This is a genomic window from Arthrobacter sp. NPDC058288 (genome assembly GCF_042880995.1).
Classification (GTDB): domain Bacteria; phylum Actinomycetota; class Actinomycetes; order Actinomycetales; family Micrococcaceae; genus Arthrobacter.
Window position 1 is genome coordinate 1 of the sequence record NZ_JBHVYH010000006.1, and the last position, 22,529, is coordinate 22,529.

Annotated in this window: 24 protein-coding genes; 15 read left to right on the forward strand and 9 right to left on the reverse strand. The window is 65.7% G+C overall.

Annotation, left to right across the window (positions count from 1 at the left end; all coding sequences use genetic code 11):
• A partial coding sequence (locus tag ACFVWT_RS15490; RefSeq protein WP_390249284.1) for a DUF222 domain-containing protein occupies positions 1–576 on the reverse strand: 576 nt, incomplete at its 3' end.
• Positions 577–909: 333 nt separating this feature from the next.
• Between ACFVWT_RS15490 and ACFVWT_RS15495 the strand changes: the two genes are divergently transcribed.
• From ACFVWT_RS15495 to ACFVWT_RS15545, 11 genes are all read left to right on the forward strand, one after another.
• Positions 910–1,212 (forward strand): DUF4193 domain-containing protein, encoded by a 303-nt coding sequence (locus ACFVWT_RS15495; RefSeq protein ID WP_011690111.1) that lies wholly within the window; start codon positions 910–912, stop codon positions 1,210–1,212.
• A 115-nt stretch (positions 1,213–1,327) separates the two neighbouring features.
• On the forward strand, positions 1,328–1,630 hold the full coding sequence (locus tag ACFVWT_RS15500) for an urease subunit gamma (RefSeq protein WP_011690112.1): 303 nt from the start codon (positions 1,328–1,330) through the stop codon (positions 1,628–1,630).
• A 9-nt stretch (positions 1,631–1,639) separates the two neighbouring features.
• Positions 1,640–1,984, forward strand: coding sequence for an urease subunit beta (locus tag ACFVWT_RS15505; protein ID WP_390249287.1), 345 nt, complete (start codon positions 1,640–1,642; stop codon positions 1,982–1,984).
• A complete protein-coding gene (gene ureC / locus ACFVWT_RS15510; RefSeq protein ID WP_390249289.1) occupies positions 1,981–3,711 on the forward strand; it encodes an urease subunit alpha in 1,731 nt (576 codons plus the stop codon). Before ACFVWT_RS15505 ends, ureC begins: the two co-directional genes overlap by 4 nt.
• 22 nt (positions 3,712–3,733) lie before the next feature.
• On the forward strand, positions 3,734–4,219 hold the full coding sequence (ureE, locus tag ACFVWT_RS15515) for an urease accessory protein UreE (protein ID WP_390249291.1): 486 nt from the start codon (positions 3,734–3,736) through the stop codon (positions 4,217–4,219).
• Positions 4,200–4,901 carry an urease accessory protein UreF gene (locus tag ACFVWT_RS15520; protein WP_390249293.1) on the forward strand — a complete coding sequence of 234 codons (702 nt, stop codon included), beginning with the start codon at positions 4,200–4,202 and terminating at the stop codon, positions 4,899–4,901. Before ureE ends, ACFVWT_RS15520 begins: the two co-directional genes overlap by 20 nt.
• Before the next feature lie 12 nt (positions 4,902–4,913).
• Entirely contained in the window at positions 4,914–5,531 is a 618-nt protein-coding gene (ureG, locus tag ACFVWT_RS15525) for an urease accessory protein UreG (protein ID WP_390249295.1), read from the forward strand.
• Positions 5,528–6,412, forward strand: a complete 885-nt coding sequence (locus ACFVWT_RS15530) for an urease accessory protein UreD (RefSeq protein ID WP_390249297.1) — start codon at positions 5,528–5,530, stop codon at positions 6,410–6,412. The genes ureG and ACFVWT_RS15530 overlap by 4 nt, the downstream gene beginning before the upstream one ends.
• Positions 6,412–7,464: a HoxN/HupN/NixA family nickel/cobalt transporter gene (locus ACFVWT_RS15535; protein ID WP_390249299.1), complete on the forward strand. Its 1,053-nt coding sequence runs from the start codon at positions 6,412–6,414 to the stop codon at positions 7,462–7,464. The genes ACFVWT_RS15530 and ACFVWT_RS15535 overlap by 1 nt, the downstream gene beginning before the upstream one ends.
• Positions 7,465–7,531: 67 nt before the next feature.
• Positions 7,532–8,116, forward strand: coding sequence for an HhH-GPD-type base excision DNA repair protein (locus ACFVWT_RS15540; protein ID WP_390249301.1), 585 nt, complete (start codon positions 7,532–7,534; stop codon positions 8,114–8,116).
• Positions 8,117–8,192: 76 nt separating this feature from the next.
• Entirely contained in the window at positions 8,193–9,701 is a 1,509-nt protein-coding gene (locus ACFVWT_RS15545) for an FAD-dependent oxidoreductase (protein ID WP_390249303.1), read from the forward strand.
• Here the strand turns inward: ACFVWT_RS15545 and ACFVWT_RS15550 are convergent.
• The 8 genes from ACFVWT_RS15550 to ACFVWT_RS15585 all read right to left on the reverse strand — a co-directional run bounded on the left by ACFVWT_RS15550 (position 9,698) and on the right by ACFVWT_RS15585 (position 19,431).
• Entirely contained in the window at positions 9,698–12,286 is a 2,589-nt protein-coding gene (locus tag ACFVWT_RS15550; protein ID WP_390249305.1) for an AMP-binding protein, read from the reverse strand. The genes ACFVWT_RS15545 and ACFVWT_RS15550 overlap by 4 nt on opposite strands.
• A gap of 113 nt (positions 12,287–12,399) precedes the next feature.
• Positions 12,400–13,254 carry an IclR family transcriptional regulator gene (locus ACFVWT_RS15555; RefSeq protein ID WP_390249307.1) on the reverse strand — a complete coding sequence of 285 codons (855 nt, stop codon included), beginning with the start codon at positions 13,252–13,254 and terminating at the stop codon, positions 12,400–12,402.
• A gap of 132 nt (positions 13,255–13,386) precedes the next feature.
• Positions 13,387–14,514, reverse strand: coding sequence for a Gfo/Idh/MocA family protein (locus ACFVWT_RS15560; RefSeq protein ID WP_390249309.1), 1,128 nt, complete (start codon positions 14,512–14,514; stop codon positions 13,387–13,389).
• Entirely contained in the window at positions 14,499–15,197 is a 699-nt protein-coding gene (locus tag ACFVWT_RS15565; protein WP_390249311.1) for a ThuA domain-containing protein, read from the reverse strand. Before ACFVWT_RS15565 ends, ACFVWT_RS15560 begins: the two co-directional genes overlap by 16 nt.
• A gap of 17 nt (positions 15,198–15,214) precedes the next feature.
• On the reverse strand, positions 15,215–16,408 hold the full coding sequence (locus tag ACFVWT_RS15570; protein WP_390249313.1) for a Gfo/Idh/MocA family protein: 1,194 nt from the start codon (positions 16,406–16,408) through the stop codon (positions 15,215–15,217).
• A 12-nt stretch (positions 16,409–16,420) separates the two neighbouring features.
• Complete coding sequence (locus ACFVWT_RS15575; protein ID WP_390249315.1) at positions 16,421–17,326, reverse strand: carbohydrate ABC transporter permease; 906 nt, start codon at positions 17,324–17,326, stop codon at positions 16,421–16,423.
• On the reverse strand, positions 17,326–18,228 hold the full coding sequence (locus tag ACFVWT_RS15580; RefSeq protein ID WP_390249317.1) for a carbohydrate ABC transporter permease: 903 nt from the start codon (positions 18,226–18,228) through the stop codon (positions 17,326–17,328). The genes ACFVWT_RS15575 and ACFVWT_RS15580 overlap by 1 nt, the downstream gene beginning before the upstream one ends.
• Positions 18,229–18,234: 6 nt before the next feature.
• The gene (locus ACFVWT_RS15585) at positions 18,235–19,431 is read right to left on the reverse strand and encodes an extracellular solute-binding protein (protein WP_390249319.1); all 1,197 of its coding nucleotides are present in this window, start codon (positions 19,429–19,431) and stop codon (positions 18,235–18,237) included.
• Here ACFVWT_RS15585 and ACFVWT_RS15590 point away from each other — a divergent pair.
• The 4 genes from ACFVWT_RS15590 (at position 19,430) to ACFVWT_RS15605 (ending at position 22,492) form a co-directional block, all read left to right on the forward strand.
• On the forward strand, positions 19,430–19,861 hold the full coding sequence (locus ACFVWT_RS15590) for a hypothetical protein (RefSeq protein ID WP_390249321.1): 432 nt from the start codon (positions 19,430–19,432) through the stop codon (positions 19,859–19,861). The two genes, ACFVWT_RS15585 and ACFVWT_RS15590, sit on opposite strands and share 2 nt — an antisense overlap.
• Positions 19,858–20,892, forward strand: a complete 1,035-nt coding sequence (locus ACFVWT_RS15595) for a LacI family DNA-binding transcriptional regulator (RefSeq protein WP_390249323.1) — start codon at positions 19,858–19,860, stop codon at positions 20,890–20,892. The genes ACFVWT_RS15590 and ACFVWT_RS15595 overlap by 4 nt, the downstream gene beginning before the upstream one ends.
• 165 nt (positions 20,893–21,057) lie before the next feature.
• Positions 21,058–21,417: a carboxymuconolactone decarboxylase family protein gene (locus ACFVWT_RS15600; protein WP_390249325.1), complete on the forward strand. Its 360-nt coding sequence runs from the start codon at positions 21,058–21,060 to the stop codon at positions 21,415–21,417.
• Between the two features lie 43 nt (positions 21,418–21,460).
• Entirely contained in the window at positions 21,461–22,492 is a 1,032-nt protein-coding gene (locus ACFVWT_RS15605) for a zinc-binding dehydrogenase (RefSeq protein ID WP_390249327.1), read from the forward strand.
• Positions 22,493–22,529: the final 37 nt, after the last annotated feature.

Genomic DNA, 22,529 nt, shown 5'->3' on the forward strand with positions numbered 1-22,529 from the left:
GCGCGCTTTGGCCCGGAACCTGCCCGGCACCAGCTCCCCGGCCGGGCAGCCCCGCGCAGCAAAAGGGGCCCCGGGGTCCAGGAAATGCCCCTCCAAGGCAGCGGCCGCGGCCGGGTCCAGACCGGATGTTTCATCACACATCACCCGTGCGTGCTGCCACGAAATGCTCCCTGCCCGCAGCGCGGACAGGGTCAGGGGCAGCCCGGTGGTCAGGGTGGCCGACTCCGCCAACAGCGCCGCGGCCGAGCGTTCGCTCACCGTCAGGGCACAGGCCACTTCTGCTGTCACTGCCATGTCCCGGGCGGTGCGCTCCTGCGGGGAAACGGCCGGGCCCGCCAACACGTCCGCCGCGGCCGCGTACCCGGCAGCGAAGTGCACCTTCACCGCGGCCAGCATGGCTTCCATGCCGCACACCCCCGCCAGGCCGTCCAGGCACGCGTCCGCTTCATCGCGAAGAGGGTCAACACCAGCAGCACCCCCGGCCCCGGCCCCGCCCACGTTCCCGGCACATGCCATCAGCACAGCAAGGGAGGCCGCCATGGCCTCCAACGTCCCCGCAACCGCACTGCCGTCCATACCCAGAGCATGACAGCAGGCACCGACATTAAACGGTGGCCAGTAACACCGGCCCCTTAACGCCGGCTCGCTGACAGGCCCACGGCCGTCGTCGCCGGCAAAGATGTCATAGCGCTGGTCGTCCTGGACGAAGCCCCTACAGAGGGCATCAAGGTCCGAACGCAACTGGTTCTGAGGGACTCACCGGCAGCCTCCGCAGCCTGAATTTTTCCCGCAGCGTGCCGGACATTACACCACTTCGACTTAGTTCGTGGTGGTGGAGCGGGAATAAGGGTGCGATGGTGTAGGTTGCATTCCCGTCAGACAAGAACATCAGAAAAGAGAAACACCCCAGTGGCAACCGATTACGACGAAGTACGATCCGACGTCAAGGAATCCCAGGAGAACTCCCTGGAGGCGCTTCAGTCCGCCAATGCCCCCGATGCGCGCAGCGTTGTCCGGGAGCTGGATGAGACCGACGCCCTCGATGACGGCATGGTCCCCGGCGGCGAGTTCGTCGCCGAGGAACTGGTAGTCCAGGTCATCCCGCAGGCACAGGATGAATTCACCTGCTATTCCTGTTTCCTGGTCCGGCACCGGTCCCAGATCGCCCGCGAAAAGAACGGCCACGCCTATTGCGTTGAATGTGAAGGCTAAGGGCCGCAGCGCCGTCTCCCGCCGCCCCTGAAACCGGGGGACGGGCCCCGGAAATCTCACGGAAACGTGACCGGCCTACTGTAGTTACACAAGCAGTACGTTGAAGGGATTTTCGATGCATCTGATGCCCCGTGAGCAGGAAAAGCTCATGATCGTGGTCGCCGCAGACCTTGCCCGGCGCCGCCAGGCCCGCGGCCTGAAGCTGAACTTCCCTGAATCCGTGGCAATCATCAGCTACGAACTGATTGAGGGCGCCCGGGACGGCCGTACCGTGGCCGACCTCATGAGTTACGGCACCACGCTGCTGACCCGGGACGACGTGATGGAGGGCGTGCCGGAAATGATCCACGACGTCCAGATCGAGGCCACGTTCCCGGACGGCACCAAGCTCGTCACTGTCCACGATCCGATCCGCTAGGGGCAGGCGATGATTCCAGGCGAATATGTTCTCGGGTCCACGCCCGTGGTGATCAATGCCGGACGCGAGGCGATCGACGTCGTCGTCGTTAACACCGGTGACCGGCCCGTGCAGGTGGGTTCGCATTACCACTTCGCGGAAGCGAACGCCGCCCTTGAGTTCGACCGCACGGCTGCCTACGGGCGCCGGCTGGACATCCCGGCCGGCACGGCGGCCCGCTTTGAGCCGGGGGACAGCAAGACGGTCCGGCTGATAGAGCTGGCGGGCACACGCGAGGTATATGGCCTGAGCAACGCGGTCAACGGCGCGCTGGCAACGGCCGCGCCGTCCGGAACGACGGAGGGTGCCAAGTGAGTTTCGAACTGACCCGCAGGCAGTACGCGGACCTCTACGGCCCGACGACGGGCGATAGCATCCGCCTGGCGGACACCGAGCTGTTCCTGGAGGTCGAAAAGGACCTCACCGCCTACGGCGAGGAAGTGGTGTTCGGCGGCGGCAAGGTGATCCGCGACGGCATGGGCCAGAACGGCCAGGCGGTCCGCGACGAGGACATCCCAGACACCGTGATCACTAACGCCGTCATCCTGGACTACACCGGCATCTACAAAGCCGACGTCGCGATCAGGGACGGCCACATCTTCAAGATCGGCAAGGCCGGCAACCCGCAGATCACCGACGGCGTGGACATCGTGATCGGTGCCAGCACCGAAATCATCGCCGGGGAGCGCAAGATCCTCACCGCCGGCGGCGTGGACACACACATCCACTTCATCTCGCCGGACCAGGTGCCCACCGCGCTCACCAGCGGCGTGACCACCATGGTGGGCGGCGGAACCGGGCCGGCGGAAGGCACCAAGGCCACCACTGTCACGCCCGGCAAATGGCACATCCAGCGGATGCTGCAGGCCACCGAGGGAATGCCCATCAACATCGGGCTGTTCGGCAAGGGCCACGCGTCCGCCGTCGAACCGCTCGCCGAGCAGATCCGGGCCGGCGCCATCGGACTCAAGGTCCATGAGGACTGGGGATCCACCACGTCCTCGATCGACAACTCCCTGAAGGTGGCGGACGAATACGACGTCCAAGTGGCCATCCACACCGACACCCTCAATGAATGCGGCTTCGTGGAGGACACCATCAGGGCCATCGCCGGCCGGGTCATCCACACCTTCCACACCGAGGGTGCCGGCGGCGGGCACGCCCCGGACATCATCAAGATTGCCGGGCTGCCCAACGTGCTGCCCGCCTCCACCAACCCCACGCTGCCGTACACGCGCAACACCATCGAAGAGCACCTGGACATGCTGATGGTGTGCCACCACCTCAACCCGGACATCCCGGAAGACGTGGCGTTCGCCGATTCCCGCATCCGCGCAGAAACCATCGCCGCCGAGGACGTCCTGCAGGACATGGGCATCTTCGCCATCACCTCCTCCGACTCCCAGGCCATGGGCCGGGTGGGAGAGGTGATCACCCGCACCTGGCAGGTGGCAGACAAGATGAAGAAGCAGCGCGGTGTGCTGAAAGACCCGGCCGGCCGAGAGCACGGTTCAGAAGACAGCGACAACTTCCGGCTCAAGCGTTACGTGGCGAAATACACTATCAACGCGGCTCTCGCGCAGGGCATGGCGGACTCCATCGGCTCCGTCGAGGAAGGCAAGTTCGCGGACCTGGTGCTTTGGGATCCGGCGTTCTTCGGGGTCAAGCCCGAACTGGTGCTCAAGGGCGGGCAGATCGCCTACGCGCTGATGGGTGACGCCAACGCCTCCATCCCCACGCCGCAGCCGCGGACGATGCGTCCCATGTTTGCCGCGTTCGGCAAGGCCGTGCAGCAGTCCTCCATCACCTTCCTGTCCCAGGCCGCCATCGAGGCCGGTGTGCCGGAACAGCTGGGGCTCCAAAAGAACATCCGGCCCGTGTCCGGGATCCGGACGCTGTCCAAGGCCGACCTCAAGTTCAACGACGCCACGCCGGACATCCAGGTGGACCCGGAAACGTACCAGGTGACGGTGGACGGCGAGGACGTGACCTGCGAACCGGCGGACGTGCTGCCCATGGCGCAGCGCTACTTCCTTTTCTAACCTCCCGAGCACCGGAGCACCCGTGATTATCGAAAAGATCCTCGGCAACCTGCATGACCTCCCTGCCGCTGAAACCGCGGCCTTCGCCGGGCTGCACCGGGAGAAGGTGGTGCTGCCCAGCGCCCAGCTGGTCAAGCGGATCCAGCGCGTCACCACGGACCACGGCAAGGAGCTGGGCATCCGGCTGCCGTCCGGTTCCGGGGACCTCCGCGACGGCGACATCCTGCACGTGGCCGATGCCAACATGATTGTGGTGTCCGTGCTGCCCACCGACGTCCTGGTGGTGGCGCCGCGGACCATCCACGAGATGGGCGTGGTGGCGCACTCCCTGGGCAACCGGCACCTGCAGGCCCAGTTCTTCGACGCCGCCTCGGAGTACGCGGCAGAGGTGATGGTGTGCGCCTACGACCACACCGTGGAGGATTACCTCAAACATGTCGGAGTGCCCTACGACCGCCAGGAACGCGTGATGCCCGTCCCCTTCCGCCATGCTGAACACTCGCACTGACGCGGTGGCCGTGGCAGGGTCCTACCAGCTCGCGCTGCAGCAGCTGACCGACTCCGCCCTGCCTACAGGTGCGTTTGCGCACTCGCTCGGCTTCGAGACCTACATTGAGCGCGGCCTGGTCCACGATGAGGCGTCCTTCGGGGTGTGGCTGTCCGCGTTCATCGGGCAGCAGCTGAGCTACTCCGACGGGCTGGCCATCCGCTTCCTCTATGAAGGCGTTCCCGTTGCGGAGCTGGATGCGCTGCTGACCGCACAGCTCCTGCCGCGGCAGCTGCGGGAGGCGAGCACGAAGATGGGCACCCGGCTCCTGGAGATCGGCTCGGAGGTGTTCCCTTCCCCGGAGCTGGCCGGCTACAAGGCGCTGGTGACGGAAAGACGTGCTGCCGGCCATCAGCCGCTGGCGTTCGCCGTCGTCGCCCGTTCCCTGGGTGTGCCGCTCACCGAAGCGCTCGCAGCGTACCTTTTCGCCGCCGTCACGTCGCTGACGCAGAACGCCGTCCGCGCCATTCCGCTGGGGCAGAACGCCGGCCAGCGGCTGCTGCGGAAAGCATCCGACGACGTCGCTGCCGCCGTCGGGCGGATCGGTCGCCTGGCGCTGGACGACTTCGGGGCCGTCAGCCCCGGACTTGAAATTTCGCAGATGCGGCACGAGCGTCAACGCGCCCGCATGTTCATGAGCTAGCAGGAGGACACCATGACTGAACCCATCAAGATCGGCATCGGCGGACCGGTCGGTGCCGGCAAGACCCAGCTCGTGGAGCGACTGACCCGGCACATGAGCCGCGAGATCTCCATGGCCGCCATCACCAACGACATCTACACCATCGAGGACGCCAAGATCCTCGCCGCCAACGGCATCCTGCCCGAGGACCGGATCATCGGCGTCGAAACCGGCGGCTGCCCCCACACAGCCATCCGCGAGGACACATCGATGAACACCGCGGCCATCGAAGAACTCAAGAAACGCCACCCGGACCTGCAGGTCATTTTCGTGGAATCCGGCGGGGACAACCTGTCCGCCACGTTCAGCCCTGAGCTTGTCGATTTTTCGATCTACATCATCGACGTTGCGCAGGGCGAGAAGATCCCGCGCAAGGCCGGCCAGGGCATGATCAAGTCCGATCTGTTCATCATCAATAAAACCGACCTCGCACCCCACGTCGGCGCCGACCTGTCCGTGATGGAGCGGGACTCGAAGGAATTCCGGGGCGAGAAGCCGTTCTGCTTCACCAACCTGAAGACCGACGAAGGCCTCGACGCCGTCATCGAATGGGTGCGGCGCGATGTCCTGATGCTCGACCTGGCCCAATGAGCACGACGGCGGTGCTGGCGCCCGCGGCCGCCTCTGCCGATGGGTCGCCTCGCGGCGTGCTTGAGCTCGTCATCAGTGAGCGGGGCGGGCGATCCATAGCGTCCCGGCAATTCCATGAAGGCGCCCTGCGGGTTTTGCGGCCGCACTATCTCGATGACTCGGGGCAGGTCTGCTACGTCATGGTCAACCCGGGCGGTGCCTATCTTGGGGCTGATCTCTATGTGATTGACGTAGAGGTGGGCGACGGGGCGAGGCTTCTGCTGACCACCCAGTCCGCCACGAAGATCTACCGGACTCCGGGGTCGTTTGCGGAGCAGCGGATGAGCCTGCGGCTGGGGGAGGGGGCGCAGCTGGAGTTGGCCCCGGACCAGCTGATCGCGTACCGGGAGGCCAGTTACCGGCAGAGGACGCACATCACTGTGCGGCCGTCGTCGAGCCTGGTGATGGCTGAAGTGGTGACACCGGGGTGGTCCCCCGACGGCGCCTCGTTCCGGTACGAGGAACTGCGGCTCCGCAACGAGATCCACGTACAAACACCGGACGGCACCGGGCTCCTGGCCTTGGATAACCTGCTGATCCGGCCGCCGCTCAACGACGTTACCGGCATGGGCTTCATGGAGGGCTGCAGCCACCTGGGATCGCTGGTGGTGGTGGACCCCCGCGTGGACCAGGCGCTCGCCGACGAGCTCCACGCCCTCGCCTCACGCCATGACGCCTACACTGGTGTTTCCCTGACCGCATGCGTGGGCGGGACCACCGGCCTGGTGCTGCGGTCGCTGTCCAACTCCACGGAGGAACTCAACCGGCTGCTGGGGGCCTGCACCGCCCTGCTGCGGGACCGCTGGCACGGGCAGGCGCCCCTGAACCTGAGGAAGTACTGATGGCCATGCTCACCGGGGTTGCCGCCATGTACCGGGAACGGGAGCAGCTGCCGCTGCGGACCCGCCTGCTCTTCGCCTTCGGTGCGGTGGGGGCACTCCATCTTGCCGCCGTCGTTCTCTTGCTTGCCGGTTCGGCGGGGGCCGCGCAACCGTTGGCGCTGGGGCTGGTGCTGACCGCCTACCTGGCCGGCATCAAGCACAGCTACGACTGGGACCACCTCGCTGCGATCGACAATTCGACGCGGAAGTTCGTGGCGCAGCACAAGGATCCGGTAAGCGTGGGGTTCGCGTTCAGCCTGGGCCACAGTTCGGTGGTGATCCTGGCCGGGGTCCTGGTGCTGGGCGGCGCCGCCATGGTGGGCCAGTTCATGGAGGACGGTACGGCCGGGAACCTGGTGCTGGGGCTGATCGGCAGCGGGGTCTCCGGGTTGTTCCTGCTGGCCATGGGCCTGTTCAACGGCTCGGCGTTCATCAGGGCAGCGCAGGCATACCGGAACGTGCAGGGCGGCGGGACTGTGCGGGACGAAGACCTCGAGGCGAAAGGCTTCGTGGCACGCCTGCTGGCCAAACCCCTGTCCAGGGTGCAACGACCGCGGAACATCTACGTGATCGGATTCCTGTTCGGGCTCGGTTTCGATACCGCCACCACCATCGGGCTTTTGGTGATGACGACGGCGGCATCCCTCGCCGGGGTCTCCCCGATCGCGTTACTCGCACTGCCGCTGGCGTTCACGGCTGCCATGACCTTGTGCGACACGGTCAACGGCGTGGCCATGATGCGTATGTACCGGTCAGCCATCCACGATCCACAGCGGAAACTCGGGTTCAACGCCCTGATCACCGGGATCTCCGCCGTGTCCGCGCTGTTCATTTCAGCCATTACCCTGGGCGGATTCCTCAACGCGGCGTTCGGTTTGGAGGATCCGCTCACCACCTGGCTGGGCGCGGTGGACCTGGGCGAAGCCGGCCTGCTGCTGGTGGCCGTCCTGCTGGCCGTGTGGGCTGCTGCGGCGTGGCGGGAGCAGTGGAAGGGCCGCTCACAGGCCGTTTAGCGTGATCGGAGACCCGGTCTCGGCGCAACCCATGACGCCGGCCCGGCCGGGTGGCAGGATAGAACGCATGGAACTGCACATCACCGGGGACCCGGCCGCCGACAAACTACTCAGCGACGATGCGTTTGCACTGCTTACCGGCATGCTGCTCGACCAGCAGGTAACCATGGAATCGGCGTTTGCCGGTCCCGAAAAGATCCGGACGCGCATCGGTTCCATGGACCCCGCGGCGATTGCCGGGTACGACCCCCAGGAATTCGTCGAGATGTTCAAAGAGCGCCCGGCCGTACACCGGTTCCCCGGATCCATGGCCGGACGCGTGCAGGCCCTCGCGGAGACCGTGCACCAGGACTGGAACGGGGATGCCACGGCCATCTGGACCAAGGGCGACCCTGACGGCAAGGAAGTGCTTCGCCGGCTGAAGGCCCTGCCGGGATTCGGCGAGCAAAAGGCGAAGATCTTCCTCGCGCTGCTCGGGAAGCAGTGCGGCCTCAAAGCCGAAGGGTGGCGCGAAGCCGCCGGCCATTACGGCCAGGAGGACGCCTACCTGTCCGTGGCCGACATTGTGGATCCGGAGTCCCTGGTCAAAGTGCGCGCCAGCAAGCAGGCAGCCAAGGCCGCTGCCAAGGCCGCGAAACCCGCCGGGAACTGACCGGCCGGCATTGACCGCCCGGCGTCGGGAAGCGTACTAGTTGGGGAAGCCAACTACGTGGAAGGCGGGACCATCAGTGACTGAGCAGCTCGCAGGCAGGCAGGGTTCCCTGTGGGTGGCCAGCAGCAGACTAACCAGTTATGCGGCGCTCCGGGAGGACATCGACGTCGACGTAGCCGTGATCGGTGGCGGCATCGCGGGCCTCACCGCCGCACTGGCACTGAAACGTGCCGGCCAGACGGTGGCCGTGCTGGAGGCCGCCAGGGTGGGCACGGGAGTCACCGGGAACACCACCGGGAAAGTCACGTCCCTGCACCGGCTGGCCTACACCGGACTTGCCGCACATCACGGCACGGAGGCGGCCCGCCTCTACGGGCAGGCCAACGAGGCCGCGATCGAGCATGTGGCCGGCACTGTGGCGGACGAAGGGATCGACTGCGGCTTCCGGCGGGTCTCCAACTACACCTACGCCGAATCGGACCGCGCGCTCGCCCTGGTCCGGGAGGAGGCTGCACTCGCCGGGAGGCTCGGGCTTCCGGCGTCCTTTACCACCGAGGTGCCGCTGCCGTTCAACGTCCGCGGCGCGGTGCGTTTCGACAACCAGGCGCAGATCCACGCACTCAGGTACGTGCAGGGACTGGCCCGCGCAGTGGACGGCGATGGCAGCTTTGTCTTTGAGGAGTCGCTTGCCACAGGGTTCCGCGACGGGTCGCCGGCGGTGGTGGAGACGGAGCGGGGCTCCGTCCGGGCCAAGGAGATCATTGTGGCGACCAACCTGCCGTTCGGGGATGGCGGGCTCTACGCCGGGCGATGCTACGCGCACCGCTCGTATATCGTCGCTGCCCGGAGCGCGGTGGCTCCGCTGGACGCAACCTTCGTCAGCGTTGATGAGCCGATGCGCTCCATCCTGACCGTCGACGTCGAAGGCACCAATTACGTGCTGGCCGGCGGTGAAGGACACCCTGCCACCGAAGGCGTCGATTCCGCCGAACGATACCGGCGTCTCGCGGCTTTCGCCCGGGACCGCCTGGGCGCCGGGGAGATCGCCTTCCGCTGGTCCACCCAGGACGCCATGCCCGCCGACGGGCTGCCCTTCGTCGGCCGCCTGTCGCCGGACTTCCGGCATGTCCACGTAATCACGGGCCTGCGCAAATGGGGCCTGACGAACGGAACGGCCGCTGCGCTGATCCTCCGGGACACGCTGTGCGGCCGCGCTAACGCGGGGGCGGCTTTATTTGACAGCACCAGGACCGTCCGCGAGGAGGGTGCGGTGCCGCCTGCGACAGAGGACGCGACGGCGCCTCCCGCCGGGCTCGCCGGCAGCGCTCCGGCCTGGCCGGACCTCGTTCCCGGAGAAGGAAGAGTCCTGGACGTAGGCGGGGCCAAGACCGCTGTCTACCTCAGCCCCGCGGGCGATGTCAGCGCCGTCTCGGCGGTTTGCACGCACCTGGGCTGCACCGTGGAGTTCAACCCGGCCGACGTGACCTGGGACTGCCCGTGCCACGGTTCCCGGTTCAGCACCGACGGCACGGTGATCCAGGGCCCGGCTACCAGGAACCTCGCTCCCGGCCACGCGCCTTCCTAGGACCCTTGGAGTTTTTCCCGGAGCCGGGTCCTCTTCCAGCGGCGCAACGCCGCCATCACGCGCATGGACAGCGCCCAGTACGCCACCCCGGCGGCAAGCGAAGCGGCAACCGCTAACGCAGGGCTGGTGTCCACCAGCAGGGGGTACACCAGCCAATGTGTGAGGTAGGCGTAGAGCGAGGATGCAGCCAGCAGGCCCACCAAACCGTGCAGGCGGGCGGGCACTGGAATGCTGCGAACCCAGATGAGCAGGAGGATGCCGGCAACGAGGGTGGCCTCACGGTTCGGGTTGTCGAAGAAGCCTGGAACGGTGAGCACGGTGACGGCCGTGACAGCGAGCCGCTGGACGAGGTTCCGCGAACGCGCCACCGCCCAGCCGAGCGCGAAAAGCCACAGCACCGGCCCGGTGTTGGGCACCTCGGGATCCACCAGCTCGAATCGTTCCAGCAGCCCCACTGCTGTCAGCACCAGGGGGAAAGCCCATGGGAAGCGCCGCTCCGCACGGTCAGCCCACGGAACAGCCAGCAAGGCACCAGCCGCCGCAAGGATGTAGACCAACACCTCAACAAACCAGAAGTGCCACTGTGTTGTCACCTCGTCCGGGCCGATGATGGCGTTGAGGAGCAGCACGTTGGCGACGCTGTACCGGTCGGTGAGCAGGTAGGCCGCGCCAATAAAGAGGACGCTGGGAACAACAACCCTGCCGAGGCTGCGCAGCTGGCGGCGAAGCCGGGGCAGCCTTTCTCCGGTGAGCTGGAAGCGGGCAAAGTTGAACCCGGCGACGGCCATCAGTACATGCGCGGTGCCCTGCCAGCTGAAAAGGCCAACGTGGGTGCTGACGATGAAGACGATCGCAAGCGCCCGCAGGACTATCCCCGTCTCCAGCCGGGCGAAGAACCGCCTCCGCCGTTGCGGGGGCTTCCCGGGGTTCGTGAGGCCGGGGTTCATGAGTTCGCGGACCGTGCGGACATGCCAGTCCTGCGGGAGGTTGCCGAGGGCTATTTCCAGCCGGACGGAGACGGCCACGTAGGACAGCGAGTCCCCGCCGAGGGTGACGAACGTGCTGTCGTCCGTGACGTCGTCGTGCTCCAGCTGTTCCGCGAAAATCTTCGGGACGTCCGCTGGTCCCTCGTCAGCCGCGGAAGCGGGCGCTTCACGTGCAGGTGCAGGGGCAGCCCGCGTGGCGGCGAGCTCCAGGACGGCGGGGTAGTCCACCTTCCCGCTCCCCAGCCGGGGAAGGTGCTCGACGGCGTGCACGTCGACGGACGTGCGCGGCAGGCCCACGCCCTGCGCGAGGACCTTGCCCAGCAGCCGTTCATCGTGGTCACCTTCCACAGCGACCACCAGGCCGTCGTCGGATCCCGCGCAGGCCCCGGAAACGCCCAGCCCGGCAAGGATCCGCTCCACCTGCCCGAGATCCACGCGCAACCCGACCACCTTGACGAACCGGCTGCGCCGTCCCACGATTTCGTAAATGCCGGTGGGATGCTGCCGGGCCAGGTCGCCGGTCCGAAGCTCGGCGACTGTCCGGCCCGCTGAGAGGTCGTCCGGGCTCTCGGCATAGCCGAGCATCACATTCGGGCCGGTGTACACCAGTTCGCCGTCGTCCAAACCTGCAACGGGGTCTATCCGGAAGGAACCGCCCGGCACGGGAATGCCGATGGTTTCCGGCGCGCTTTCGGCCAGTTCAGGGGGAAGGTACGCCATCCGGGCCGTTGCTTCAGTGGCACCGTACATGACAAAGAGATCCCAGCCCCGCCGCCGGCCCAACCGCGAGAACTCGCGCACTTGCTCAGGGGCAAGCCTCCCGCCGGCCTGCGTCACATAGCGCAGGTGCGGCAAATCCATCCCGCTAAACCCGACGCGGTCCAAGAGCTCAAAGGTGTAAGGGACTGCTGCAAAGGACGTCGCACCGCGGGCGGCAAAAAGGTCCCAGAAGCACGGATCGACGACCGAGAGATCCGTGAGCACCAGCGCGGCGCCGCGTGCCAGGTGGCTGTTGATGACCGATAGCCCGTAGCAGTAGGACATCGGCAGGGTGGTGGCCGCGCGGTCCTCCGGACGGATGCCCAGGTATTCGGCAATCGACTCCGCGTTTGATTGCAGGTTGACGTGCGAGAGGCGCACCAGTTTCGGTGAGCCGGTGGACCCCGAGGTGCTGAGGAGCAGGGCGAGGTCCGGGTGGAGTTCGTGCGATGTGCCGGGCCGCACTTCCTCGATGGCCGGACGGCCGTTGCCGTCTCCAGACCGGAGGATGACGTCCGGCCTGTAGGCAGCGGCGATGGAGCCCGAGGAACCCGCCTTGTCGCCGGGAACGACGATCAACGGGTGGCCGGCGGAAAGGGCCGCAAGGTAGGCGACCAGCGAGTCCACGTCGTTCCGGGCTTCGAGCAACACCAGGCGCCGCACGGGTCCGAGGGTGGCCGCAGTGGCATCCACGAGTCCGGCCAGTTCCCGGTAGGAGAGCGACGCCGCCGCCGTCAGAACGGCAGGAAGATCGCCATGCCGGGCGAGACTGCCAGCAAAGGTTGCCGGGTCGAGGTCCTGCCCCGTGTCAGGGCAGGCGAGGGGCGGGGCAGGAATCATGGTGGTCCTCACGTCCGTACTTAGGCTGGCCTAACCATGAAACTGTACCGGTGATTTCCGGAATTAAGAAAAGTTTATGTGTCCTATTTCTCCAGCCGTTTTTCTAACCCGGATCACGCTTGTGCGACGTGCCGCACACCGCCGCTGACCTCGGCCTTGAATCCCAGGTTCCGGGAGACCGCCCTGGCCGTGGCCTGGACCGCCGGCGCCAGTACGTTCGGGGGAGTGGCGCCGTCGGGAACAACGATGGAAAGCGCGGCGGCGACGGCGCCCTGGGCGTCGAAAATGGGCGACGCCACGGACACCGTCCGGGACGGCGCGGATCTCCTGATCATGGCCACGCCTGTACGGCGCACGTCGGAAAGGGTGCGCCTGAGCTGCCCCTCCGGCATGGCGTCCACGCCGGCTTCCACGTCGGCCGGCTGCCGGATGACGGAGTCCTGGAACGCCGTGTCCGCGCCGGCCAGCAGGACGAGCCCGACGGCGGTGGACCGCAGCGGTGCGCGGCCGCCCACCCGGTACGCCACTTCCGTCGCCTCCTTGGAGGACAGCCGCTCGATGAGGACGGCCTCGTTCCTGTCGCGCACCGCCAGCAGGACGTGGTGGCGTGTCACTTCAAAGAGGTCCTCGAGGTACGGCAGGGCGATTTCCCGCACGCCGTGGCCGCGGGGAGACAAGGAGGCGACTTCCCAGAGCCGCACGCCCACCACGTACCGCCCGTCGTCGAGCCTTTCCAGCGCACCCCAGGCCACCAGCCGGGCGATGAGCCGGAGCGCCGTTGGCGCAGGCATGTCCGCGTACCTTGCCATCTCGGAAAGGGTAAGGGCACGGCGCCGGTCGGTAAACACGGCGAGGAGGCTCAACGCACGGTCGATGACGGGTTCGCCCTGCTTGGGCCTTTTTCCGCGGGCAGGAGCAGCGACGACCGGTCCGGTGCTGTTCGGATCCCCGTTCGGGACTGCTGTCATGTCACACCGTTCCTTTTGTCGTCGCCAGTGACCCCCACCACCTTAGTATTTCGACCAATGAAACCAGTAGTCAGCACAATGCCGGGCAGGTAGCGTCGTCCGCGAACCTGCCCGGCATTGATCAGCAAGCTGCTAGGAAGCGGCCCCCTGCGCCTGGAGCCGGTCCATCCCGTCCGCCAGGACGGTCAACGTGACGCTGTCCGGCCGCTCCACAGTGCTGTTGATGCGCACTGCCGAGCCGTTGTGGGCAGATTCGAGTACTGATTCCATGACCTCAAGGACGTGGTAGGCCAGGGCCCCGCCCGCCCGTGGTTCGACTCCGTCCGGGGTGGAAGCCAGGTCCGCAATGCCAAAACCGCGGCCGGAGTCCACGTACCCGGCGGACACCGGAAGGGTCTCCCAGGCATCAGCGCCCAGGGAAAACAGCTGGACCTCGCCATCAAAGTGGTTGGGGTCCGGCACTACCAGCGACCCGCGTTCCCCATGGATCTCGATGTTCGGCGACTTGGACTTTACCGCGTCGAAGCTCATCAAGAGGGTGGACAGCGCGCCCGAGGCGTGGACCAGGACGCCGGTGACGTGGGAGTCGATGTCTACCGGGACCTTTTCGCCTTGGCGCGGCCCGGAGCCGATGGTCCGTTCATTGCGGGTGTGGCTCGCGGCGCCCACCACGGAGACGACGGGACCCAGCAGGGTCACCAGCGCAGTCACGTAGTAGGGGCCCATATCGAGGAGGGGACCGCCGCCGGGCTGGTAGTAGAAGTCGGGATTCGGGTGCCAGCGCTCGTGGCCGGGTGTCACCATGGTGGCGGAGGCGGAGATGGGCGCACCGATCAGTCCGTCATCGATTGCTTTGCGGGCGGTCTGGATGCCGGTGCCGAGGACTGTGTCGGGAGCGCAGCCGACCGCCACGCCTGCCTCGCGTGCTGCGTCCAGCACCTGGCGTGCCTCCGCAGTGGTGGCTGCCAGCGGCTTCTCGCCGTACACGCCTTTGCCCGCCGCAATGGCCTTCAGCGCAACCTCGGCGTGCGCAGCCGGGATGGTCAGGTTCAGGACAAGTTCGACGTCGTCCGCGGCGAGGAGCTCGTCAACGGATAGGGCGCGAACGCCCTCATACTGCTCTGCCACGGCCTGGGCGCGCGCCGGATCCAGGTCCGCGACGGCCACCAGTTCGATGTCCTTGAGCGTGCGGAAATTAGCGAGGTACTGCGAGATGATGGCGCCGCAGCCGACGATTCCTACTTTTAACGGCTTGCCCACAGCAGGCCCCTTTCGATGATGGTACGGACATTGGCGTCCTGGAGGATTTCGACACGGTGCCCGGGGGTGGCTACGAAGATCCGGCCCGTGCCCCATTGCCGCGTCCAGATCGCCGGGGAGGTGACTTCGCGGTTCCACGGGTCCCACTCGCGGACTTTCTGGGTGGTGGTGGCGAGTACGTCGATGTAGTCGTCCGAGAGCACCCAGTATTGTTCAGTGACGAGGTCAAAGTCCTTGATCCCCTGGGTGATGGGGTGCTCCGCGGCTGCGGGCAGCATGGTGACTGTGTAGGGCACGTAGTTATCCGACTGCTCGCCGGTGCACTCGTCAGGGTGCTTGCCGGGGTGGCAGGCGAACTGGCCGCCGATCAGGTGGAGGTAGTCGGAGTTGTTCCGGTAGGAATCGGCGATCCCGCCGTGCCAGCCGGCCAGGCCCGTGCCGTTTTCGACGGCGGCGCGCAGCCCGGCGAACTCGTCCTTTTCGATGGTGGTCATGGTCATGCACTGCATGATCAGGTCCACGCCTGCCATGTATCCGGCGTCGGCGTACACCTTGGGGGATTCCTCCACGCGGACGTCGTAGCCGTTGTCCTTGAGGAAGGGGATAAAGAGTTCCGTGGCCTCGTAGGGCTGATGGCCGTCCCAGCCGCCGCGGACCACCAGGGCGTTCTTGCGTTCTGTCATGTCGGGGTTTCCTTTGTTTAGACTTTCTGCCATTGGCTGGAGTTGGCCGCACTGGACTCCACGGCCGCCAGGACCCGCTGGACCTGCAACGCGTCGGCGAAAGAGGGTTCCGGCTCGCGGCCCTCACCGATCGCGGTGACGAGGTCCACTACCTGGTGCGTGAAGCCGTGCTCGTAGCCGAGACCATGGCCGGTGGGCCACCAGCTCCCGGCGTACGGGTGCTCCGGCTCGGTGACAAAAATCCGGCGGAATCCGGCGTCGGGGGATTCGGCCGCGTCGTAGAAGGACAGGACGTTCATTTCCTCGAAGTCGAAGGCAAGTGAACCCCGGGTTCCGTTGAGTTCCAGGCGCATGGCGTTCTTCCGGCCCAGTGCGTAACGGGTGGCCTCGAAGACTCCCACCGCGCCTGCGGAAGTAGCTCCGCCGTCGAACCTTGCGCTGAAGATCGCCGCGTCGTCCACGGTGACCTTTCCCCGCGGTGCGTCGCTGCTGAGGTCGCCGTGCCCGCCCAGGCCGACCAGGTCCCCGGCAAGCGGGCGTTCCGGGACGAATGTTTCCAGCAGTGCCGAGACGCCGGTGATGTTCTGTCCGGTGACCCACTGGGCGGCGTCGATGCTGTGCGCCCCGATGTCTCCCAGGGAGCCGGATCCGGACTTGGCCTTGTCCAGCCGCCAGGTCATGGGTGCGTTCTCGTCGGAGAGCCAGTCCTGCAGATACTGGGCACGGATGTGCCGGAGGTCGCCGAGCCTGCCTTGTTCGACAAACCGTTTCGCCAGCGCCAAGGCGGGCGTCCGGCGGTAGCTGAAGCCGCACATCGAGAGGATGCCCTGCTTGGCAGCAGTCTCCGCCGCGAGAGTCATTCTTTCCGCTTCCTCGACGGAATTTGCCAGCGGCTTCTCGCACAGCACATGCTTGCCGGCTTCAAGGGCGGCGATCGCAATCTCGGCATGGGTGTCGCCGGGTGTGCAGATGTCGATCAGGTCGATGTCGTCGCGCTCGATCAGGCGCCGCCAGTCCGTCTCAACCGATTCCCAGCCAAGCTTGTCTGCTGCGGCCCGCACGCCGTCGGCGTTCCGGCCGGCAACGGCGGTGAGCCGGGGCTGCAGCGGGAGGTCGAAGAACCGGGGCGCCGTGCGCCAGGCGTGGGAGTGGGCTGCACCCATGAACGCGTAGCCCACCATGCCGACCCGCAGGGGTTTGTGATTGGTCACCGGAGTTCCTTTCTATTTGCTGAAGCCGGCGGTGAGGCCGCTGAGCAGCTGGCGGCGGGCGACGACGTAAATCACCAGGAGGGGGAGCGTCGCCAGCACGACGGAGGCCAGAATGGCCGGGATGTTCACGCTGAACTCTCCCTGGAACGTCCAAAGGGAGAGGGGCAGGACCCTGGTGGCGGGGCTCTGGGTCAGGATCAACGGGAAGAGGAAGCCGTTCCAGACGTGCAGGGCGTTATAGATGCCCACCGTGATGACAGCCGGCTTGGTCATGGGAAGGGCAAGCCGCCACATCATGGCCCAGTCGGAGCAGCCGTCCAGCCGCATCGACTCGAACAGTTCGTTTGGCACATCCCGCATGAAGTTGGACAGGATGAGGACGCTGACCGGGATGGCAAAAGCCACGGACGGCAGGATCAGTGCCAGCAGGGTGTCATAGAGGTGGGCCCTGGTGATCATCCAGTAGATCGGAATGATCGTGGCGTGGAGCGGGATGGCGAGGCCAAGGAGGAACAGGTTGTTCGTCAGGCTGAGGAACCGTCCCTTGCCCCGGACGATCGCGTAGGCGGCCATGAAGGACACCAGCAGTGCAGGAAGCACCGTACCGAGGGTGACGATGAGGCTGTTGGTGAAGTACGTGACGAAGTTGTTCTCCAGCACCAGCTTGTAGTTGTCCAGGGTTGGCTCCGTGGCCGGGAGCATCGGATTGGAGGTAAAGAATCCGGCCTGGTTCTTGAAGCTGGTGATCACCACGTAGTAGATCGGGACGATGATGATCGCCAGCCAAAGCCAGCCGCCCAGGCCGCCCGCAAGGTTTGGGCGCAGCCGTCCCGGGCCCTTGGTGCGGGGATCGGGTTTTGCGGCGACGCTGCTCGTGGCCGAGGAAGGAGGAATCGGTAGTTGAGTCGTGGACGCCATCAGGCACCTTCCAATTGGCTGGCGTTGCGGTTCTTGCCGCCCAGGCGCTGCAACAGAAGCGCAAGTCCCAGGCCGATGACGATGAGCATGACACCCAGTGCGCTGGCGGCTCCCATGTCATTGGCTTTGAAGCCCGTCAGGTACATATGCAGCGGGAGGAGCCGGGTGCTGTAGCCCGGTCCGCCGCCGGTGAGGACGAAGATGAGGTCGAAGTAGGCCAGGCTTCCCACCACCATCAAGGTGGAGGATGTGATGACGGTGTACTTCAGCTGGGGCAGGGTGATGTTCCAGAACTGGCGGAAGCGTCCTGCGCCATCAATTTCCGCTGCCTCGTACAGCGACGTGGGAATCTGTCGAACGCCGCCCTGGTAGATCAGTGTGTGGAAAGGGACAAACTGCCACGCGATCACGAAGACCACCACGAAGAGCACCAGGTCGGAATTTCCGAGCCAGTCCTGGGCAAGGATTGGCAGGTGAAATCCGGGACCCAGGCCGAAGTTGGGGTCGAGCAATGCTTTGAAGGCAATCGCAACCGCGGCAGAGGACAGCAGCAGCGGCAGGAAGTAGAGCACGGCCAGGGCGGCACGGTATCTCTGGCTGCCCGCGGTGAAGACGCCCAGCAGCAGGCTGACCGGTGCCTGGACAATGAATGAGAAGAACATGACCTTGGCGGTCACCACCAGGGCGTTGCCCGTTACCGGATCCGTCAGGACCGTGGTCCAGCTGGACAGGCCTTCCAGCTTGATCTCGCCCAGTCCGTTCCAGCTCGTGAAGCTGAGGAAAACGACGCCGATCAGCGGGACGACCGCAAATGCGAGGAAGAAGAACAGTGCGGGAGCCGCGAGCCACCCCGAGGGGCCCGCGTCGCGGACCCCTCGGTTAGCGGAACCAAGAGATGTCACGGTCTCTTACTTCCCGATCGTGGCGTTCATGGTGGTGATGAACTGGTCCGGGCTGATCTTCTTCAGGAAGATCTGGTCCAGGTTCGACAGCATCGCATCGCCCTGTGCCGGGCTGAGGGCCTGGTCCCAGGAGAGCGTGAAGTTGGGCGCGTTCTTGGCCATGCCGTAGACGAAGGTCAGGAAGTCCTTGTCCGGGGAAGCTTCGAGTTTGCTTTCGATACCTGTGACCACCGGCACGGCTCCCGAGCTGATCAAAGCGTCCGTGTTGGCCGCAGTGAACATGCCGTCCTTGACGTAGTCCAGGGCGGCCTTCTTCTGCGCATCAGTGGCTTTAGCGGAGATGGACCAGAAGTTGGAAGGGTTGCCGACCACGTTGGCCGGGTCCCCCTTGCCGCCGGAAACGGTGGGGAAGGTGGTGTAGCCGAGCTTGCCACTCTTGACGAAGTCGGCGGCGTCCTTCTTCATGCCCTGGTAGATCCAGCCGCCCTGGAGGATCATGGCTGCCTTGCCGGTGTACATCAGGGCCTGGTCGGCGTTGCTGTCAGCGGCAACGGACGAGAAGCCGTTAATGAACCCGCCTGCGTCCACCAGTTCCTGGATTTTGGTCAGCGCCTCTTTCACGGCAGGATCGGACCAGGCTCCGGGCTTGTCGGCTGCGATGTTTGCGAATACTTCGGGGCCGCCGATGCGCTCAACGAGGTACTCAAGCCACATCAGGTCCGGCCACTTCGACTGTCCGCCGAGCGAAAACGGCGCGACGCCGGCTTCCTTGAACTTCGGCACGAGGGCCATCAGTTCGTCCCAGGTCTTGGGCGGCTGGGCGCCGACCTTGTCGAATACTTCCTTGTTGAAGTAGAGGACCACCGGCTGGACGTTGTTGTTCGGCAGGGCGTAGGTCTTGCCGTCCACTTCGCCGTTCTTGAGCACGGACGGAAGGTAACGGTCCTTGACTCCCGGGTTGTCCTTGACGAAGTTCGACAGGTCCTCTACTTGACCGGCATCCACATAGGACTTCAACACTCCGCCGCCCCAGCCATAGATGAACGTGGGGCCTTCGCCGGCGCCGACGGCGGTTCGGACCTTGGTCTTGTAAGCATCGTTGGCGAAGAAGTCCAGTTTGATCGACTTGTCCGGATTCGCCTGGTTCCAGTCGTCCACCGACTTCTGCAGTACCGGCTGGTTACCGCCGGTAAGGCCCCACATGCTGGCCGAGCCGCTGCTGACGTTTGACCCGGCAGGACCAGAAGAGCCGCAAGCGGCGAGGCTTATTGCCACTCCGGCGGCGGAAAATGCCAAGGCTACCGAGCGCAACTTTCGAATTTTCATTTCGTTTCCGTTCATCGTCCGGGCTCAACGCTGGGTCCCGGTAACGTGTGACGAGGGCCAGCCGTTCTCTGCTTCGAGGCGGAGTGCCCTGATCAATTGGTCCGTGGCCGCACTGGCAATACTCGAAACATTTCGAAACCTTGCGACCGGTGAAGCAAATCTAACGGTGGTCCGGATCACAGTCAAGGAATTTCTTGGCTCCGTTATGCTACTCATCTACTCCGCCTGGTTGACGATGCCCGAATCGGAAGTCAAGATAAGAGCAAGCGAAATGTTTCGAAAAGACGGGATTACCCCTTGGTCATGAACGCACGCGCGGAAAAGACGACCCTGGCTGCTGTCGCCTTGCAGGTCGGGGTCTCAACCCCCACCGTCTCCAAGGTGGTGAACGGCCGTGAGGACGTGGCGCCGGAAACGCGTGCCCGCGTTCTTGCCGCCCTCGAGCAGGCGGGGTACCAGTCGCCCCTGCAGCGCCGCTCCGCCACTAAGACCGGCACGGTGGTTGAGGTCGTTGTCGACGTGCTCACCGCGGCCTACACGGTGGAGGTCCTGAACGGCATACTGCAGTTCGCCGCCGGAGCCGACGTTGAAATCCTGGTGAGCGCCACCGGTCCGGCAACCTCAAGGGAAAGCAGCCCGGAGCGTCGCGCCCAGCGAATCATCGACGAGGGCAGGGCGGGAATGATCGTGGTGACATCAGCCTTCAGCGAGGCTCAACTGCACGCATTCCGGCGGCGCCAGGTTCCCGTCGTCGTGATCGACCCGCTCAATCCGCCCCCGGCAGACGTGGTCAGCGTAGGAGCGACGAACTGGGCGGGCGGCAAGGCGGCCACGGAGCACCTGCTGGAGTTGGGGCACCGGCGGATCGCCTACATTGGCGGCATAGAGCGGGCGGAGTGCAACCAGGCGAGGCTGCACGGCTACATGGCCGCGCTGGCGGCTCACGGCGTGCCGGTCGATCCCCGGTATGTCATTTCCGGCGGCAGGTTCCGGCGTGACAGCGGAACGGCCGGGCTGAAGGCACTGCTCAAACTTGATGAACGGCCCACAGCCATCTTTGCCGCAAGCGACAGCATCGCACTGGGTGTCTTGAGTGAAGCAGCCCGCCAGGGCATAAGGATTCCGGAAGACATGAGCCTCATTGGTTTCGACGGGACAACCCAAGGCGAGGAGTCTGTCCCGGCACTAACCTCCGTGGCCCAGCCGCTGGAGGAAATGGGGCGGGCTGCATTGCGGGCATTGCTCCGCCAGGCCCGCGGGGAGGTTCTCGACTCCCGCCGCGTCGAATTGGCCACGCAGGTGATTATCCGTGACTCCACGGCTCCGCCGGCGGCCTGAGCTCATCTTTTCGACAGGGAAGAACCACTGAGCCGACCCCTGGCCTAGGGGCCCTCCCGGGCTGCTGGGAGGCTCTGCCAGTACCTGTACCAACAGGACCTTCCCCGCGTGTAGAGGACGCTGTTTGCTGGATAGGCAGCAAAAACCTTCCTAAGGAGCACCACCATGGCAACAGAGACCCCTTCGCCGGCCCAGAAGTTGATCGGAGACGTCGCGCCCAAGCTCGTGCAGCTCACCGACGACGTGCTCTTCGGCGACGTTTGGAAGCGGGCCGGCCTTTCGCCCCGCGACCGCAGCCTGATCACGGTGGCCACGCTTACGGCGCTGTACCGGACCGGCCAGCTCCCCTCCCACTTGCGTTTGGCACTCGTCAACGGTGTCACCGCCGACGAACTCGTGGAAGCCATCACGCACTTGGCTTTCTACGCCGGCTGGCCCAACGCCATGACGGCCGCTACGGCGCTCAAGGAAGTTCTTGCTGAACAGCCGGCGACTGAACAGCCGACGACGGCGCACGCCGGCTAGGAAGCCCGGCCCGCCGATCCGTCAATACCAGAAAAGGATTCCCATGCGAGCAACAGTCATGTACGGCGCCGGAGACGTGCGCGTGGAAAGTGTGCCCGACGCGGCCATCAAGGAATCAACCGACGCCGTGGTGCGGGTGGTCCTGTCCTGCGTGTGCGGCAGTGACCTGTGGCCCTACGGCTCCCTCCCCGCGTCCGGACACGGCCGGCGCATGGGGCATGAGTTCCTCGGCGTCATTGAGGACCTCGGCTCCGAGGTCCGGGGCTTCCAGCGGGGCGACCTCGTGGTGGCGCCGTTCGTCTGGTCCGATAACACCTGCGACTTCTGCCGTGAAGGCCTGCAGACTTCCTGCCGCCACGGCGGGCAGTGGGGCCACAACCTCGACGGCGGCCAGGGCGAAGCCGTGCGCGTCCCGCAGGCGCAGGGCACGCTGGTGAAGCTTCCGGTCGGCGAGGACTCCCCGTTGCTGCCCTCCCTGCTCACACTTTCCGATGTCCTGTGCACCGGACACCACGCCGCCGTTACGGCGCGAGTGAACCCGCGGACCACCGTGGCGGTAATTGGCGACGGCGCGGTGGGACTGTCCGCCGTGATCGCCGCCAAGCGCCTCGGTGCGGAGCGGATCCTGTTGATGGGCCGGCACAAGGACCGTACCGAGCTGGGCCGGGAATTCGGTGCAACAGACATCGTTGCCGAACGCGGGGAGGAAGGGATCGAACGGATCCGCGAACTCACTGGCGGCGATGGAACCCACGCGGTGCTGGAGTGCGTCGGGACACAGGATGCCATCAATACCGCGATCGCCGCCGTGCGCGACGGCGGTGCCATTGGTAGGGTGGGAGCTGCCCAATACACCGATGTGCCCATGAATTTCGGCACCGTGATGCGCAATATCACCCTGGCCGGCGGCGTGGCCCCGGCCCGGGCCTATATCGAAGAACTCATGCCGGACATCCTCTCGGGAACAATTCAGCCCGGCAAGGTGTTTGACCTGACTGTAGCCCTCGACGACGTCGCTGCCGGCTACCGTGCCATGGCCGGCCGCACAGCGCTCAAGGTGCTGATCCGCCCATAAGACTTCCACCCAACCAAGTGAATCCCTCACCCAACAT